Annotated in this window: 17 protein-coding genes; all 17 read left to right on the forward strand. The window is 27.1% G+C overall.

The genetic code is table 11. The features are described 5' to 3' along the window. Positions 1–13 precede the first annotated feature (13 nt). The 17 genes from OIO11_RS01910 to OIO11_RS01990 all read left to right on the forward strand — a co-directional run bounded on the left by OIO11_RS01910 (position 14) and on the right by OIO11_RS01990 (position 17,167). Entirely contained in the window at positions 14–1,330 is a 1,317-nt protein-coding gene (locus OIO11_RS01910; RefSeq protein ID WP_268069646.1) for a GNAT family N-acetyltransferase, read from the forward strand. Positions 1,331–1,367: 37 nt separating this feature from the next. Next, a complete protein-coding gene (locus OIO11_RS01915; protein WP_268069647.1) occupies positions 1,368–2,228 on the forward strand; it encodes a nucleoside-diphosphate sugar epimerase/dehydratase in 861 nt (286 codons plus the stop codon). A 119-nt stretch (positions 2,229–2,347) separates the two neighbouring features. Continuing rightward, positions 2,348–3,697: a polysaccharide deacetylase family protein gene (locus tag OIO11_RS01920; protein ID WP_268069648.1), complete on the forward strand. Its 1,350-nt coding sequence runs from the start codon at positions 2,348–2,350 to the stop codon at positions 3,695–3,697. Further along, positions 3,698–4,216 (forward strand): hypothetical protein, encoded by a 519-nt coding sequence (locus tag OIO11_RS01925; protein WP_268069649.1) that lies wholly within the window; start codon positions 3,698–3,700, stop codon positions 4,214–4,216. A gap of 87 nt (positions 4,217–4,303) precedes the next feature. Next, on the forward strand, positions 4,304–4,765 hold the full coding sequence (locus OIO11_RS01930) for a hypothetical protein (protein WP_268069650.1): 462 nt from the start codon (positions 4,304–4,306) through the stop codon (positions 4,763–4,765). 24 nt (positions 4,766–4,789) lie between these two features. Beyond that, positions 4,790–5,896, forward strand: a complete 1,107-nt coding sequence (locus tag OIO11_RS01935; RefSeq protein ID WP_268069651.1) for a glycosyltransferase — start codon at positions 4,790–4,792, stop codon at positions 5,894–5,896. A gap of 26 nt (positions 5,897–5,922) precedes the next feature. After that, positions 5,923–6,822, forward strand: coding sequence for an NAD-dependent epimerase/dehydratase family protein (locus tag OIO11_RS01940; RefSeq protein WP_268069652.1), 900 nt, complete (start codon positions 5,923–5,925; stop codon positions 6,820–6,822). Positions 6,823–6,865: 43 nt separating this feature from the next. Continuing rightward, positions 6,866–8,308, forward strand: a complete 1,443-nt coding sequence (locus tag OIO11_RS01945; RefSeq protein ID WP_268069653.1) for a glycosyltransferase — start codon at positions 6,866–6,868, stop codon at positions 8,306–8,308. 16 nt (positions 8,309–8,324) lie between these two features. Next, entirely contained in the window at positions 8,325–9,449 is a 1,125-nt protein-coding gene (locus OIO11_RS01950; RefSeq protein WP_268069654.1) for a glycosyltransferase, read from the forward strand. 23 nt (positions 9,450–9,472) lie between these two features. Then, positions 9,473–10,396, forward strand: coding sequence for an ATP-grasp domain-containing protein (locus OIO11_RS01955; RefSeq protein ID WP_268069655.1), 924 nt, complete (start codon positions 9,473–9,475; stop codon positions 10,394–10,396). Further along, a complete protein-coding gene (locus OIO11_RS01960; RefSeq protein WP_268069656.1) occupies positions 10,393–11,064 on the forward strand; it encodes an HAD family hydrolase in 672 nt (223 codons plus the stop codon). Before OIO11_RS01955 ends, OIO11_RS01960 begins: the two co-directional genes overlap by 4 nt. 19 nt (positions 11,065–11,083) lie before the next feature. Further along, positions 11,084–11,806, forward strand: a complete 723-nt coding sequence (locus OIO11_RS01965; protein WP_268069657.1) for a glycosyltransferase family protein — start codon at positions 11,084–11,086, stop codon at positions 11,804–11,806. Between the two features lie 23 nt (positions 11,807–11,829). Continuing rightward, positions 11,830–12,834, forward strand: a complete 1,005-nt coding sequence (locus tag OIO11_RS01970) for a dTDP-glucose 4,6-dehydratase (RefSeq protein WP_268069658.1) — start codon at positions 11,830–11,832, stop codon at positions 12,832–12,834. A gap of 116 nt (positions 12,835–12,950) precedes the next feature. Next, a complete protein-coding gene (gene pseC, locus OIO11_RS01975; protein ID WP_268069659.1) occupies positions 12,951–14,153 on the forward strand; it encodes a UDP-4-amino-4,6-dideoxy-N-acetyl-beta-L-altrosamine transaminase in 1,203 nt (400 codons plus the stop codon). Positions 14,154–14,157: 4 nt separating this feature from the next. Continuing rightward, positions 14,158–15,210 carry a pseudaminic acid synthase gene (gene pseI, locus OIO11_RS01980; RefSeq protein WP_268069660.1) on the forward strand — a complete coding sequence of 351 codons (1,053 nt, stop codon included), beginning with the start codon at positions 14,158–14,160 and terminating at the stop codon, positions 15,208–15,210. A 12-nt stretch (positions 15,211–15,222) separates the two neighbouring features. Further along, positions 15,223–16,245: a UDP-2,4-diacetamido-2,4,6-trideoxy-beta-L-altropyranose hydrolase gene (gene pseG, locus OIO11_RS01985; RefSeq protein ID WP_268069661.1), complete on the forward strand. Its 1,023-nt coding sequence runs from the start codon at positions 15,223–15,225 to the stop codon at positions 16,243–16,245. A 22-nt stretch (positions 16,246–16,267) separates the two neighbouring features. After that, entirely contained in the window at positions 16,268–17,167 is a 900-nt protein-coding gene (locus OIO11_RS01990) for a flagellin N-terminal helical domain-containing protein (RefSeq protein ID WP_268069662.1), read from the forward strand. Positions 17,168–17,651 lie beyond the last annotated feature (484 nt).

Here is a 17,651-nt window from a genome sequence, read left to right on the forward strand (position 1 = left end):
AAGGAATTTACAAATGGGAGATATTTTTAAAAATAGAGTATTTAATAAGTTAGAAAATACTATTAAAAATTATAAAGATAAATCAATAGCTATTTATGGAACAGGAGGACATACAGAATTTCTACTAAATTATTTAGATAATGATATAAAAGAAAAGATTATAGGTTTAATAGATAAAGATAAAAAAAAAAATGGGCATGAATTTTATGGATATAAAGTTTATTCTTTAGAAGAAATAAAGGATAAAGTGGAGGCAATAATTATATCTTCTGATGTTTATCAAGAAACTATATATGATAGAATTGCTTATTTGAAAGAAGAAAGCATAGATATAATAAAAATATACGATGAAGAATACTTTTTGCCTACAGCATCCAATATTGTATATGAAGAGATTAAAAGCAAATATGAAGTTATAAAATTACATAAAAAAGATTATGAAAAATGGAATAGTTTTGTGGATGAATCTCCTCAAGGGGCAATTTTTAATAAAAGTTGGTATTTAGAAGCCGTACAAGCTCCATTTGATATATATGTTTGCATAGATAAAAGTGGAAATTTTTTAGGGGGGATGGTTTTACCACATTTAAAAAATGAGTGTATGACAATGCCAATGCTTACTCAAACTTTAGGAATATTATTAAAGGATCTTAGTAATTTGAAATATGTAAATAAGATTTCAAAAGAAAAGGAGATAATAGAGAGCCTAGTTAATTCCATAACCGATTTTCAATATTACTCGATTAATTTTAATTACAATTTCACTAATTGGCTTCCTTTTATGTGGAATGGATATAGCCAATATTGTAAATATACTTATGTTATAGAGGATTTAAGTAATTTAGATTATATAAAAAACAGCTTTAGATATAATATAAAGTATGATATTAATAAAGCTATTAAGAGTGGTATAAAAGTATATGAAGATTTGCCAGTAGAAGAATTGTATAAGATAAGTGAGAAAACTTTTAAGAGACAACAAGTAGATGTTCCTTATAGCTTAGACTTTTTAAAGAAGTTGGATAAGGTTTTAGAAAAAAAACAAGCAAGGAAGAGTTTTTTTGCTGTTGATAGTAATGGTAATATTCATGCTGTAAATTATATTGTTTATGACAAAAAATCTGCCTATTATTTAATCGGTGGAGGAGATTCTATGTTAAGATCAAGTGGAGCAACATCTTTAGTTTTATGGGAAGCCATTAAATTTTCATCTAAGGTAACTAAAAAATTTGATTTTGAAGGTTCATGTATAAGAAATATAGAAGAATTTTTTAGAGGCTTTGGAGGTACTCAAAAGATGTATTTTAATATTTTAAAAAATAAAGTTTAATAAAAAACATAATCAATATATAAGGAAGGTGAAATAGGTGGAAAAAGCTATATTATTTGGTGCATCTGGATTAGGTGTAAAAGCTTTAAATCAATTGAAAGATAGGTATGAAGTTGTTTATTTTTGTGATAATGATATCAATAAAATTAATCAAAGAGTTTGCGGTATTGAAGTTATTGATCCAGTAAGATTAAAGAATATAGAATATAAATATAAAATAATAATAACAAGTATATATTATAAAGAAATTTGCATACAATTAAATAATTATGGTATTAAAAATTATGACATATTTATTAGAACTCCTATGGTAAACATACAGAAAAAAATAGAAGAAAAAGGTGTTAAATTTAATAAATTGAAAGTATTAGAAGTGTTTGGAGGAAACGGAAAGGGACATACTTTAGAATATTATAATAAAGTAAACAACTTAGAAGTTTGGGAAATAAATCCAGAATACGAAAAGGATTTAAAAGAAAATTTACCCAAAGCAGATATAAAAATAACAGATACTTTTGAAGAAGTAAAAATAACTGAGAAAAAATACGATATGGTAGTAATTGATAATTCGCCTGGTATGTTTGGAAATCATTGTGAGCATTTAGATTTAATTAAGTTTGTTCCAAGGATAATTAATGACGAAGCAATTATCATATTAAATATAGTTCCAGAAAGAACTGAGAAAACAGATAATTATAAATATGCAGAATGTTTTAATGAAAAACACAATAATTTTAGAAAGCTGTTTTATGAAACCTTAAATCCAGAAAAAATAGATATAAATTATATGGTTAAAATTTATGAGAAATTCTTTTTATCAAAAAACTTTAAATTAGAATGGTATTTGTATGAAAAAAGAAGTTTTGTTTATTATTTAGTATTAAAATTAAAAAAATAATAGATGAAAATTTTCACGAAAGGAAATTATAAATGATATATGTCTTTTTAGACCATTTAAATTTTGATAATCAAATAAGGTATATTTTATTGCAGTTATTTAAAATAATGGGGATAAATATGAAATTTGTTAATTCATTAGAAAAAAATTTAAATAAAAATAATTTAATTATTAATTATAGCAATGAAATTATAAATAAAAACAATGTTATAAATATAATTCCTTCATATCTTTTTTCAGATAAGTACTTAAAACTTGAAAGTATGCCTAAAACTCCATTAAAGAGCTATAATGATATGCCTATAATTTATACTAGTGGTGATGAAAAGCCATATGTAAAAAAGATGGACAAGTGTATTGTTACAAACATAGATATAATACAATCTTCTTTTTTTATGTTAACTCGTTATGAAGAAGTTTTGCTTTGGGATAAGATAGATAAAGATTTATATGGAAGGTTTCCAGCTAAAGAGAGTTTGGCGTATAAAGAAGGATTTTTAGATTTTCCTATAGTCAATGAATATATAGAGTGGTTATGGGAATGGATAGATTATTTTAATTTAGGATATAAGAGAAAGAATGTATGGGGGAAGCATAATTTTGCAGCTTGCTTAACTCATGATGTAGATAATCCTTTTAAGTATATTTATTCTTTAAAAAGTGATATGAAAAGTTTAAAAAATAAGAAAACTATCTTAGCATATAGAGATATATTTTTACATACATTAAGCAATATAAACTATAAAAAAGATCCTTTTTATACTTTTGATTATATAAGAAGAATAGAAAAAAAATATAATTTTACATCATCGTTCTATTTTATGGCTGGAGGTAAAACTGACTATGAAAATTTTTATAAGATAGATGATGTTAAAATAGCTAAATTAATAGATAGATTAAATCAGGATAAGTGCGAAGTAGGATATCATTATAGTTTTAATTCCTTTATAAATTTCAATGAAAGAAAAATAGAAAAAGAATTATTGGATAAATATATAATTAATAAGGTATATGGGGGAAGAAATCACTATTTAAGATTTAAGGCACCAGAGAGTTGGAAAATTAGTGAAGAAGTTGGACTATTATATGATACTACATTAAGTTATGCAGAAAGGATAGGATTTAGGTGTGGTATATGTACCCCCTATAAAGTATTTGATGTTATCCAAAATAAAGAGCTGAATCTGTGGGAAATACCTTTAATTGTAATGGAAGGAAGTCTAAAAGATAAAAGATATATGAATTTAAATTGTGATAAAGCATTAGATGAAATTAAGGAAAAAATAGATATAGTAAAAAAATATAGAGGAGTTTTTACTTTGCTTTGGCACAATTCATCCTTTGATAAAGAAGGATGGAAAGGATGGAAAAAGGTGTTTGAAAACACCATGAGATATCTACATAAAAGCAATGCATTAGGAGTAAGTGGTAGAGAAATAATTAATATATTAAATGGTAAAGGTGATTAGATGAAAAATATATTAATAATAAGGTCTGCTAATATGGCAGCTATGGACAAGCTTATAAATTATATAAAAAAACATAATGAAGATTACAATATTTATTGTTTAATACAAAAAGGTTCTATAAAAAATTTTAAAGAGAAGTATCCATGTATAAATTACATAGAAAAAGAGGATGGTTTTTTTAAATATAAAGATTTTAAAAAAAACTTAGATTTGAAAAACAAATTAAAAGATATAAATCTTGATTCAATATATATTCCATCTTCTTATGTGGATTTTCCAGATTTCCAAGATACGTTTATGATAGCTTCAAAGATAGCTAGCAGAAAATATATTCTATTTAATATAGAGGAAGAAATACAAGAACAAAATTTAAATTTTATGCTTCTTTGGATAGATAAATACTTAGGAGAAATAATCTATTTTATTAAAGTTTTATTTGCCTTAATAGGAATTTTTATAATATATGTATTAGGCTATCCATACTATTTTTTAAAAAATAAAGTAATGAGAGATATGTGAGCATCCATTTATTGGATGCTTATAAGTTTTAAAGATTTACTTAAAGATAACGATAAAGAATTAGAATAAATGATTAGAGGTTGAAAAATGGAACAATTATTTGGTAATAAGGGAATTTTACAGTTGTATGTAAGTACATTAGATGAAATAGACTCTATGAATTATAGAAATAAAGTTTACTATAATATACTGTATTTATGGTTTAAAAACAAATTAAATAATAAGAACATAGATAGTTATTTTAGTGAGAATGAAATAAAAACTATTGCTATTTATGGAGTTGGAAACTTAGGAGAACTTTTATATGATGAATTAAAAGAGAGTAATAAAATAGATGTTAAATATTTGATAGATCAAAGTAATGAGGATAAAAACCTATATAAAGTTCCGATAGTGAAACCAGAACAAGTCAAGAGTATGGAAAAGGTAGATTGTGTTGTTGTAACGCCTATCTATGCTTTTGATGTAATAAAGAAAGGTTTGGATAAACTTGAATTTAAAAACATAATATGTATTGACGATATTATAATAAAAATACATAATGAATAAGTTTATAAAAAAGGAATTGATTTTATGAAATTATTAATATTATCTAATATAAATACTGCAAATGAAAATAGCTTAGGGATTCTTAATAAAGTATTTGGACAAGCAAAAGGATTTATTAGTCATGGAGTTAATGTACATTTGATATATAATAAATTACATTTTACAATTTTAGATAAGATTTGTGATAATGATAAGATAAAGATTAGACCGAGTAGTACAAAAGATTATTATAATAGAATGTTAAAATTAATTGAAACTAATAAATATGATTGTATATATATAAGATATCCATTAAGTGATTACTATTTTTTAAATTTCTTAGAAAGTATAAAAAAAATTAATCCTAAGATAAATATTATATTAGATTTTCCAACATATCCATATAAAGCTGAAATAAGTGATAAAAATATATTAATTAAAGATGAGTTTTTTAATAGATACTTGCGAGAATATGTAGATTTAGGAGTTTGCTATAATAAATTAAATTATATTTATGATATACCTGTATATTGTAGTGGAAATGGTATAAATTTAAAAAGTATTAATGTTAAAAATAGAAGTATAAAAAAAACTAATAGAATTGACTTAATTGCTGTTGCTAATGTAGACTTTTGGCAAGGATATGATAGAGTAATACAAGGTTTAAAAATATATTATGATAGTAATTACTTAGATTACCTAGTTTATTTTAATATAGTGGGATTAGGCAATGATATAACAAAATTAACTACTTTAGTAAATAAGCATGGATTGGAGGAGTATGTTATTTTTCAGGGTTATAAATCAGGTAAGGATTTAGATGAACTATTTGATAAGTGTGATATAGGTATGGGTACTTTTGGAATGTATAGAAAAAGTATGAGAGATGGTGCAACTTTAAAAGCAAGAGAATATTGTGCGAGAGGAATCCCATTTGTGCTTGGGTATGAAGATTTAGATTTTTCATCAGATTTTAAATATGCTCTTAAAGTAAGTAATGATGATACTCCTATAAATATAAATACTATAATTGAATTTTACAATAAGGTGTATGAAGACAAAGATTTAGTAGGTAATATGCGAAAATATGCAGAAGAAAATTTAACATGGGAAGCAAAATTAAAACCCATAATTAATAAATTAGTAAAGTAAAAACTAACTTATATGGAGGAATAACTTTGAAAGTTTTGGTGACAGGGGGAGCGGGATTTATAGGTTCTCATATAGTTGATTTATTAATAGAAGAAGGTTATGAAGTAGTAGTTTTGGATAATTTATCTCATGGTAAGGTAGAAAATATTAATGCAAAAGCTGTGTTTTATAAAGTAGATATAAGAGAAAAGTATATAAAAGATATATTTAGTAAAGAAAAACCAGACTATGTTATACATGAAGCTGCACAAATAAATGTGATAAATTCAATAAAAAATCCTATATTAGACGCAGAGATAAATATATTAGGAGCTATAAATATATTAGAAGCTTGTAAAGAAAGTCGAGTTAAAAAAATAGTATATCCTGCTTCAGCAGCCATATTTGGAGAACCAGAATACTTACCTATAGATGAAAAACATCCTTTAAATATGCTTTCACCTTATGGGATAAGTAAACACACAGTGGAACATTATTTAGAGGTATATAATAAAATTTATGGAATTGAATATGTTTCATTAAGATGTTCTAATGTATATGGACCAAGACAAGATAGTTCAGGAGAAGGTGGAGTAATATCAATATTTTGTAATAAGATGATTAATGGAGAGAGGCCTATAATTTTTGGAGATGGTGAGCAAATAAGAGATTTTATTTATGTGACAGATGTTGCAAGGGCTACGTTAATGACAATGGAGAGTAATAGTAATGAAATTTTTAATGTATGTTCTAGTACTAAAACTACTATTAATAATTTAGTTAGGTTTATAAACAAAGCTTTAAATAAAGATATTAAGCCCATTTATAAAGACGAACGTAAAGGTGATATTAAATTTAGCTTTATGAGTAACAGAAAAATAAATAGTATATTAAAGTGGGAACAAAAGATAAGTATAGAAGAGGGAATTAGTAAGATGGTATATTGATTCCATATGGAAAATATTTGTAAATGCAAATGAGGTGTATATTGTGATAAAGAATAAAAAAAATATAATCATTTTTGGGGCATCTAATGCTGGTCAAAAAATGTTTAATATTTTGAGAGAATTTAATTATAGAGTCGAATTTTTTGTGGATAATGATGAAGATAAATGGGGTGCAATGGTTTATGGAAAAAGTATAAGATCACCACAAACATTAAAGAATATAGATTTAGATAGATATTATGTAATTATAGGTAGTATGTATGTAAAGGAAATATCTAAGGAATTGCAGACATTGGGCTTATTATATAAAGTTAATTTCGATAATATGTATAACTATACGAAGAGACTTATAGAGAGTAATTTTGATTATTTTACAAATAAAATCAAAAAAGAAGAACCTACATACTACACTAATAAAAGTATATTCATGGCATTACCTTGTGGGATTTCTTTAGGTGGTGTAGAAACATTGTCTTCAATAATAAGTAATGCATTAAATGAGAAGTATGATAATACTTATTTATTAAATTTAAAGCCAAAGGAAGATGATAACCTGGAAATAATAGGAGCTAAGTTTGAAGAAAAAGTAATAGATTTTTATATAGATGATAGAAATTACTTACAGTCATTAGTTCAAGGATGTTTAAATTTGCAAAAATATTTACCTATTACTATTATTCCTAATCATTCTGAAGAGATTTTTTTGATAGCTAATATTCTAAAAAAAATATACCCTGATTTCGTAAAAGTAATATCTATACTTCATTCTGTTTCTGATGATACATATGAAAAAAATATTAATTACTCTAAAATTATTAATAAATTTATATGTGTTAGTGATGAGATTTTTAATAAATTTATAAATTTATTGCCTGAAAGAAAAGAAGATATTATTGCAAAAATATCTCCAGTGGTAATAGAAGGAAAAAGAAAGAGGTATTCTGATAAAGAAGAATCTTTAAAAATCGGGTTTGGAGGTAGATTAGTAAAAGAAGCAAAAAGATGTGACTTATTAATTAATCTTATAGATAATTTAGAAAGTAAAAGTATAAACTATGAATTTCATATTGCGGGGCAAGGCGATTATTATAATATAATAAATAATTTTATCAAAGATAAAAAACTTAATAATAAAATATTCTTATATGGACAAATACCGAATAATAAAATGCATGAATTTTGGAGAAAAATGGATATTTATGTTAATACATCAGATTTTGAAGGTACAAGCATTGCTATGTTAGAAGCTTTAGGAAATGGTTGTGTACCTGTTGTTACTAACGTAAGTGGTGTAAAAAAATTTATATCAAATGCACTGAATGGTTTTATTGTGGATATAGGAGACGTTGTTGGAATAGCAGATAATATTGAATTTTTGCATTTTAATAGAGAAAAACTATATGAATTTGGCGATAAGTGTATCAATAGAGTAAAAGAAATATGTTCTATAGAAGAGTATATTAAGTATCTTTATAGTATACTTTAATTAATGGAGTTTATTTATGGTTAGTATAATAATACCTACGTTGAATTCGAAACAATATATATCACAAGCCATACAAAGCATTTTAAATCAATCTTATAAAGATTATGAAATAATTATCGTAGATGATGGATCTGCAGATAACACTTATGAAGAATTAAAGAAATATGAAGATAAAATTAAATATTACTATAAGAAAAATGGTGGAGTGGCATCAGCTAGAAACTATGGTATGTTAAAAGCAAACGGAGAATATATATGTTTTTTAGATGCAGATGACATGTATAAAGAAGAAAAATTAAAAGAACAAGTTGAGTTTTTAGAGAACAATCCTGAAATAGATGTAGTTTATAACAATGTTGATGTAGTAGATGAAGAATTAAATTTTATAAATATATTAAAAAGTGAAGGTGTGTATGAAAATAGAAAAGATTTTTTGACTATGCTGTTAGTTAGACAGATAATACCAGGGCCTGCTTCCATAATGATTAGAAGAAAATGTGTAGAGAGCGGAATAAAATATAACGAAGAATATAGGCATGCAGAGGATTATGATTTTACATTAAAGTTAGCTAAAAAATTTAATGTTGGCTATATACCTAAATCTTTATATATTTATAGAAGGCATCAAAGTAATTTAACTAATGAACACAAAAAACAATTTAATAATGAAATAGAGATAATAAAGAAAATAGGAATTGAAAACATAAAAAGCGTAGTTTGGGAAAGCAACTTTACTGAGTCAATGAAAAAGCTAATATTTTCTAAAATACTAATAAAGATAAATGAATGGGATCAAGCAAAGAATGTTTTGCTTGATATTTTGAAAAATGAAGAGATAGCAATAGCTTATTTTTATTTAGGAAATTGTTACTATTTTTTAGAACGATATGAGGAAGCTAAAGACTGTTATGAACAATCAATAATAGTTGATAAAAGTCTAGCTGAATCGTTTAATAATTTAGGCTGTGTATGTATTAAACTAGACAAGCTTGGTGAAGCTAAAATTAATTTTAATAATGCTTTACACATGAGAAAGAATTATATGGATGCTAGAATAAATTTGGACAATATTAATCAGGAAAATTATAATTGCAAGATTACAGAAAAAGAACTGAGGAAAATTTTAACTGTATATAAATAACAGTAATTTATGGAGAGTTTAACATGAAAATTTTACTAACTGCCATAGGCAAGCGAGTTCAACTTATAGAATATTTAAAAAAAGACTGCTGTGTCATTGGAGTGGATTGTGGAACGCTAGCAGCAGCTCAAAAATTTGTAGATAAATTTTATATTGTACCTAAAATAAGTGACCCACTTTACATAGATGCTCTTTTAAGCATATGTAATGAAGAAAAAGTTGATTTACTTATACCTCTTTATGAAAAAGAGTTTACTATGTTGTGTGAATTTAGAAGTAAATTTGAAGAGCAAGGGACAAAAATACTTCTAAGTGATGTAGATGTAATAAATATATTTAATGATAAATATAGTACATATGAATTTTTTATAAAGAACAATATCAGTACTCCTAAAAGTTATTTAAAAGATAGTTTACCTAGTGAATTAGTCTATCCTTTAATAATTAAACCAATAGATGGGATGGGAAGTAATAATGTTTTCAAAGTTAAAAATGAAAAAGAATTAAATTTTTTTGTGGAATACGTAGAAAATCCTATAATACAAGAATACATAGAAGGCACAGAATATACCATAGATGTATTATGTGATTTAAGGGAGAGAGTTATTTCAGCTGTTCCAAGAGAAAGAATAGAAGTTCGTTCAGGAGAAGTTTCTAAAAGTAAAACAGTTAAAGATTTTAAAATTATAAATGCTGTAATGGATTTATGCTCCAAAACCAAGTTTATAGGACCTGTAACTATTCAATGCATAGTTACACACAATGGAGAAATTAAATTTATAGAGGTTAACCCTAGATTTGGTGGAGGAGTTCCGTTATCTTTTGCTGCAGGAGTTGACTATGGAAAATATTTTAATCTTATGTGCAAGGAAGAAGAAATAAGCCCTGTAATAGGTGAATTTGAAGAATTGACTATGTTAAGATATGATGAGGCGGTATTTTTATGATAAAACTTATAGCTTTTGATTTAGATGATACTTTATATAATGAAAAGGAATTTGTTTTTGGAGCTTTTAGAGAGGTTGCAGAATATCTTGCCAATAAATATAATTTAAATAGTGAAAGATTATATGAAGATATGATTGATATTCTAAGAAAAGAAGGCAGAGGCAAGATATTTAATCTAATATGTCAAAACTATAATATAAATGAAGACATTAAGGCTTTGGTTCAGGTATATAGAAATTCTAAACCAAAGCTTAAATTATATGATGATAGTTTAAAGGTTTTAAATCAATTAAAAGAAAACTATAAACTGGGACTTATTACAGATGGACTAGCCTCTGTACAATGGAACAAAATCAAACTTTTAGATTTGGAAAAATATTTCGATAATATTATAGTTACAGATGATCTAGGAAGAGAATATTGGAAACCGCATATACTTGCTTTTAAAAATATGGCTGAAAAATTTGATTTTTCACCTGATGAATGTGTTTATATAGGAGATAATCCTAATAAGGATTTTTTAGGAGCAAGGGAAATTGGATATAAAACAATAAGAATAACTAGAGAAGAAGGGGATCATATTAAAGTAAGACTTGATAAAGAGTATGAAGGTGACTATGATATAAGCAGTTTAAATGAATTAATTTCTATAGTTGAAAGCATCTAAATTAAAAGGTGGGATGAGGATGAAAATATTAGCTATAGTTCAAGCAAGAATGGGTTCAGAAAGATTGCCAGGGAAAGTCATAAAACCTATTTTAAGTAAGCCGATGATAATACATACTTTAGATAGATTAAAGAAGAGCAGATATATAGACCAAGTTTTATTGGCAACTTCCCAGTTGGAAAAGGATGATATCTTAGAATCTACAGTAAAAGAGTATTGTTATGATGTTTTTAGAGGCAGTGAAGATGATGTTCTTGAAAGGTATAAGGCAGCAAGTGATAAATATTGTGGAGATGTAATAATAAGAGTTACAGGAGATTGTCCTTTAATTGATCCTGTAATAGTAGATAATGCAATAAGTTATTTTTTAATTAATAATTTTGATTATGTAAGACTTGATGTTCCAGAAACATTTATCAGGGGTTTTGATGTAGAAGTATTTTCAAAGGAAGCTCTAGATAAAACTTTTGAACTGGCAAAGGAAGAAAGATATAGAGAACATGTAACACTTTATATATATAATCATCCAGAAGTGTTTAAGAGTGGTTATGTTAAAGGAGATCGTTTCTATAATAAAGACTACAGGTTGTGTGTGGATACAGAAAGTGATTTTAAGCTAGTAAATTTTATATATGAACATTTTAATAATGAAAATGTATCAGCTAAAGATGTAGTTAAATTTTTAGATGAGAATGAACAAATTGCTAACATAAATAAAGAAGTTATTCAAAAAAATGTTTAAGTAAATACAAGGGACGTGATGACATGAAAGTTTTAGTAACAGGCGGAGCCGGATTTATTGGAAGATGGGTAGTAAAAAGATTATTAGAAGACGGACACACTATTTTAGCGTTAGATAATTTATCTAATGGAAGAATGGAAAATATAGAAGAATTTAAAGATAACAGTAATTTTAAATTTATAGAAGGGGACATTAAAGATAATCAGCTCCTAGATGAAATTTTTAAAGATAAATTTGATATTGTATATCATTTAGCAGCATCTATAAATGTTCAGGATAGTATAGATGATCCAACAACAACATTCTACAATGATACAGTTGGAACTTTTAACATATTAGAGAAAGCAAAGATTCAGATGTTCGGCAAAAATGCTAAAATGAACGGTGAAAAATGGGTAATAGATGAGAAAGAAGAAACTAAACCTTGCAAGGTGGTATTTATGAGTACTTGTATGGTTTATGACAAGGCTGGAGAAGAAGGAGTTTGCGAATTCCATATGACTAAACCAGTATCTCCTTATGGTGGAGCTAAAATAGCAGCTGAAAACATGGTGCTTTCATATTACAATGCGTATAAGCTTCCAACAGTAGTAATAAGGCCCTTTAACACTTATGGACCTTTCCAAAAAACTGGTGGAGAAGGTGGCGTAGTAGCAATATTTATTAAAAATGCTTTAGATAATAAAACGCTAAATATATATGGTACTGGTGAACAAACAAGAGATTTGCTTTATGTAAAAGATTGTGCAAAATTTGTTGTTATGGCAGGATATTCCGATAAAGTAAATGGAGAAATAGTAAATGCAGGAACAGGAAGAGATGTTTCAATAAATGAACTTGCAGAGATTATTTCTAAAGAAAGAGTAGATATTAAACATGTAGAACATATTCACCCTCAAAGTGAAATAATGAAGTTAAAATGTAACTATGAAAAGGCAGAAAAACTTTTGGAGTGGAAAACACAGTACACTTTAGAAGAGGGAATAAAGGAAACAGAAGAATGGATAAAAAATACTGATTTAATATAGTTGATACAGGAAATGTAAGAATTTAAAATTATCTGGTTACTGGTTACTGGTTACTGGTTACTGGTTACTGGTTACTGGTTACTGGTTACTGGTTATACAGGATTGGAGAGTTGAAAATGCTAAAAGGAGAAAAGCTAGCTATACATGGAGGTAACCCAGTAAGGAATACATATCTATCTTATGGAAAACAACATATAGATGATGAGGATATACAATCTGTTGTAGATGTGTTAAAGGGAGATTATTTAACCACGGGACCTAAAGTCAGAGAATTTGAAAAAAAGGTAGCAGACTATGTTGGGGCAAAATATGCAGTAGCAGTGTCAAATGGAACAGCTGCACTTCATATGGCATGCTTTGCAGCAGGTATAGAAGAAGGAGATGAAGTGATAGTATCTCCTGTAACTTTTGCAGCTTCAGCAAATTGTGTATTATATTGTGGAGGAACTCCAGTTTTTGCAGACATAGATCCTAAAACTTATAACATAGATCCCAAAGAAATAGAAAAGAAAATTACAGATAAAACAAAGGCAATAATACCTGTAGATTTTACTGGACAATCTGTAGATATGGATGAAATCAGAAAAATTGCACATAGAAATAATCTAATAATAATAGAAGATGGAGCTCATGCTTTAGGGAGTGAATATAAAGGTAAAAAGGTAGGAACTGGAGCGCATATGACAGAATTCAGTTTTCATCCAGTAAAACCTGTAACTAGTGGTGAAGGTGGAATGATAGTTACAGATCATGAAGAACTTTATAAAAAAATGCTCTTGTTTAGAACTCATGGTATAACCAGAAATGAAGAACTTTTAACTCATAATGAAGGACTATGGTACTATGAGCAGGTAGATTTAGGCTATAATTATAGAATAACAGATATACAATGTGCTTTAGGGTGCAGCCAAATGAACAAATTAGATAAGTTTATAAATAAAAGAAGAGAAATAGTTAATATGTATAATGAAGCTTTCAAGGATATGGATGAAGTAATAACACCTTTTGAGGCTTGTTATTCTAATTCAGGATGGCATTTATATGTAATCAAATTAAATCTAGAAAAATTCACTTGCACAAGAAAAGAAGTTTTTGAAGCTCTTCAGGCAGAAAATATAGGTGTTAATGTTCACTATCTTCCTGTATATATGCATCCTTATTATCAAAAACTTGGTTATAAAAAAGGCTTATGTCCTAATGCAGAAGATTTATATGAGAGAATGATAACTTTGCCGCTTTTCCCAGGTATGGAGCATAAAGATGTTTTAGATGTTATCAATGCAGTAAAAAAAGTTTTAAACTATTATAAAAGGAGCTGAATTCATGGATAAGACAATACAAATTGGAAATAAAATAATAGGAGAAAATAATTCTACTTTTATAATAGCTGAAATGTCAGCCAATCATCTTCAAAAATTTGATAATGCAGTTAAGATTATAAAAGAAGCAAAAAAAGCTGGTGCTGATGCAATAAAGTTACAAACATATACCCCGGATACAATAACATTAAACTGTGATAATGAATATTTTCAGATAAAACAAGATACAATTTGGGATGGAACCACTTTACATAAATTATATCAAACTGCATATACTCCTTGGGAATGGCAGCCGAAACTAAAGAAAATTGCAGAAGAAGAGGGACTAATTTGTTTTTCCTCTCCTTTTGATAAAACAGCTGTTGATTTCTTAGAAGATATGAAAGTACCAGCATACAAAATTGCTTCTTTTGAAATCACAGATATACCTTTTATTGAATACATAGCTTCTAAAGGGAAACCAGTAATAATGTCAACGGGGATAGCAACTCTTTCTGATATAGAAGAAGCTGTGAATGCTTGTAAAAGAATGGGCAATAATCAAGTAGCACTGCTAAAATGTACAAGTGCCTATCCAGCACCAGTAGAAGAAGTAAATTTAAGAACTATTCCTAATATGGTTGAAACTTTTAATGCTATAACAGGACTTTCAGACCATACTTTAGGCAGTGCGGTATCTGTAGGTGCTGTAGCTTTGGGTGCTAAAATTATAGAAAAGCATTTTACTTTAAGTCGATCTGGTGGTGGTCCTGATGCAGCTTTTTCCATGGAACCTGAAGAATTTAAACAAATGGTTCAGGATATAAGAAATGTAGAAAAAGCATTAGGAAAGGTTAGTTATGAACTTACTCAAAAACAAAGAAATAGTAGCCAGCATTCTAGGTCATTGTTTGCAGTTAAGGATATAAAACAAGGTGAAGAATTTACAGAGGAAAATGTAAGAAGTATAAGACCGGGATTTGGTATGAAAACTAAGTATATAAATAATATTATTGGTAAAAAAGCTAGTTGTGATATAAGTAAAGGAACCCCAATGGAGTGGAAGTTTATAAAATAAAGGGTGTTATATATGAAAATAGCAATAAGAGCAGATGGTGGAAGTAAAATCGGTATGGGACATATTATGAGAACGTTGGTTTTAGTTGAGGAATTAGCTAAAACCAACGAAGTTTTTTATGTGTGCAAGGTAAATAATTCTGTGCAGGATAAATATAAAGCTGGAATTGATAAAGTGAAAAATGCAGGATTTAATGTTAAATTAATAAATGAAAACAATGTTATTGAAGAATTAAAAAATATCAAGGCAGATATGCTGATTACAGATAGTTATGATGTAAATGAAGTTTATTTTAATGAAACTAAAAAAATATTTGAAATAACAGGATATATAGATGATATTAAATGTTTAGATTATTATAATGTGGACTTTATAATAAATCAGAATATAGGAGCTGAAGAATGGTATTATAAGGTGAATGAGGATACCAAACTGTTTTTGGGTAGTCAATATACTATGTTAAGAGAAGAATTCAGAAATAGCCCTAATAAAATTATTAAAGAAGAAGTTTCGGATGTTATGATAACTATAGGTGGAGCAGATCCAAATGACATTACAAATAAAGTTTTGAATTATGTAAAAGATATAAAACTTAATTTTCATGTTGTTGTTGGACCATCCTTTGATGAAGAACAAATCAAAGAGCTTAAAAAAATGGAAAAATCAAATGTAAGGTTATATTTTAATGTCAATATGGTGGAAATAATGAATAAATGCGATATTGCTATATCTGCTTGTGGAAGTACAATATATGAACTGGCGGCTTGTGGTGTTCCTACACTTGGAATAATAATTGCAGACAATCAAGAAAAAGCAGCATGTAAGATGGAGGAAAAAGGATTAATATACAATTTAGGATGGTGTACAAGTTTAACAAGGGATAGTATTATTTATAATTTAACAAAACTATACCCTCTAAAGATAAGGGAACAGATGATTAGTAACCAGAGAATCATTAATAAAAATGGTGTTTTAGAGTTAAATAATTTGAAGATTAAAGAAAAATTGAATACAATCGATAATAAATATAGATAAATATAGATACGGAGTTGATAATATGAGATTAAATCACAATTTAGCTTCTCTCAACATATATAGAGAGCATATAAAGGTTTTTGACAATCAGAGTAAAGCTTTAGAAAGAATTTCATCAGGATATAAAATAAATAGTGCAAAGGATAATCCAAATGCCATGGCTAGCAGCGAAAGAATGAGAATGCAGATAAGAGGTCTGCAGATAGCTCAGAGAAATGCACAGGATGGTGTTAGTATGCTTCAGACAGCAGATGGTGGGCTTGACAGTGTAACTGGTATGCTTCAAAGAATAAGAGAACTTACTGTACAGGCTGGAAGTGGTAGTAATACTCCAAGTGATATGGAGAATATCCAGATGGAAATTAATGAAATGATTGAAGGAATGGATTCCATTGTAGCTAATACTGAATTTAATGGAGTGTCTGTTCTGAATCCAGAGGAAAATCCATCAGTTAGTTATGACAATAATCATCCGGCGAAAAAATTGATTATGACTATAGGTGCTAATGCAGGAGAAAAAGTAGAAATACCTCTTTATGATATATCAAGCAATAATTTAACTGATGGAACAAATTCATTGAGACAGCTTAATACTAATGTAAATCCAGGTGACGGAGTTGGAGGATTAGGTATTGATAAGGCTATAACAATAATAGATAAAGCTATGGAGACAATTTTGTCAATTAGAAGTAAATATGGAGCTTTAAGTAATAGATTTGAAAGTACCTACGATAAAGTGGCAGAGATTCATGATAGAATTACAGGTGCAGAAAGCAAAATAAGAGATGCAGATATAGCAGAGGAGATGATGGAATTTGCCAAAAATAATGTTTTGGTTGATTCAGGTCATGCAATGATGGTACAATCAAACAAATTTCCACAAGATATTTTAAGAATATTAGAAAATGTAAGATCTAGGTAAAAACCTAGATTTTTTTATTTGCAATTAAAACGGTAGTTTTAATGTGAAATATAATTAAACTAAAGTTTTTTTGTGAAGGCTACGATAAAATTATAAATTACTAGTTTTTTTTGTGCTTTATAAAAGATGATTTGGAAGTTATTTAAGTAGTTTGTAGAAAATTTTAAATTATTAGTTAATTTCTTGAACTTTGTAAATTTATTAATTAACTTTTTAAAAATTGTAAAATTGTAGTTAAAACTCTGCTGAGATAATGCTGAGGAGATAGTTACTATGATTTTGAATCAACTTTAATGAAAATTTTAATTTTATCTAAAAATTAGCTTGAATCTGTTTTAAAATTTGTAAAATTATTATATACTATACTAGTAATGAAAAAATGAAAAAATAGTAATTATTATATGAACTTTAGAAAAAATTTAAAAAAAAAATAAATTTGTGTTAAAATTTGTTCATATTTATGGTAAAATTTAAGTAAATTTAA

Origin of the sequence: Clostridium sp. ZS2-4, assembly GCF_026719745.1 — a bacterium.
GTDB lineage: Bacteria > Bacillota > Clostridia > Clostridiales > Clostridiaceae > Clostridium_H.

Coding starts and splice junctions, on each gene's coding strand:
- OIO11_RS01910 (WP_268069646.1), top strand. CDS start 14: ATGGGAGATATTTTTAAAAATAGAGTATTTAATAAGTTAGAAAATACT.
- OIO11_RS01920 (WP_268069648.1), top strand. CDS start 2,348: ATGAAATTTGTTAATTCATTAGAAAAAAATTTAAATAAAAATAATTTA.
- OIO11_RS01925 (WP_268069649.1), top strand. CDS start 3,698: ATGAAAAATATATTAATAATAAGGTCTGCTAATATGGCAGCTATGGAC.
- OIO11_RS01930 (WP_268069650.1), top strand. CDS start 4,304: ATGGAACAATTATTTGGTAATAAGGGAATTTTACAGTTGTATGTAAGT.
- OIO11_RS01935 (WP_268069651.1), top strand. CDS start 4,790: ATGAAATTATTAATATTATCTAATATAAATACTGCAAATGAAAATAGC.
- OIO11_RS01950 (WP_268069654.1), top strand. CDS start 8,325: ATGGTTAGTATAATAATACCTACGTTGAATTCGAAACAATATATATCA.
- OIO11_RS01955 (WP_268069655.1), top strand. CDS start 9,473: ATGAAAATTTTACTAACTGCCATAGGCAAGCGAGTTCAACTTATAGAA.
- OIO11_RS01960 (WP_268069656.1), top strand. CDS start 10,393: ATGATAAAACTTATAGCTTTTGATTTAGATGATACTTTATATAATGAA.
- OIO11_RS01965 (WP_268069657.1), top strand. CDS start 11,084: ATGAAAATATTAGCTATAGTTCAAGCAAGAATGGGTTCAGAAAGATTG.
- OIO11_RS01970 (WP_268069658.1), top strand. CDS start 11,830: ATGAAAGTTTTAGTAACAGGCGGAGCCGGATTTATTGGAAGATGGGTA.
- pseC (WP_268069659.1), top strand. CDS start 12,951: ATGCTAAAAGGAGAAAAGCTAGCTATACATGGAGGTAACCCAGTAAGG.
- pseI (WP_268069660.1), top strand. CDS start 14,158: ATGGATAAGACAATACAAATTGGAAATAAAATAATAGGAGAAAATAAT.
- pseG (WP_268069661.1), top strand. CDS start 15,223: ATGAAAATAGCAATAAGAGCAGATGGTGGAAGTAAAATCGGTATGGGA.
- OIO11_RS01990 (WP_268069662.1), top strand. CDS start 16,268: ATGAGATTAAATCACAATTTAGCTTCTCTCAACATATATAGAGAGCAT.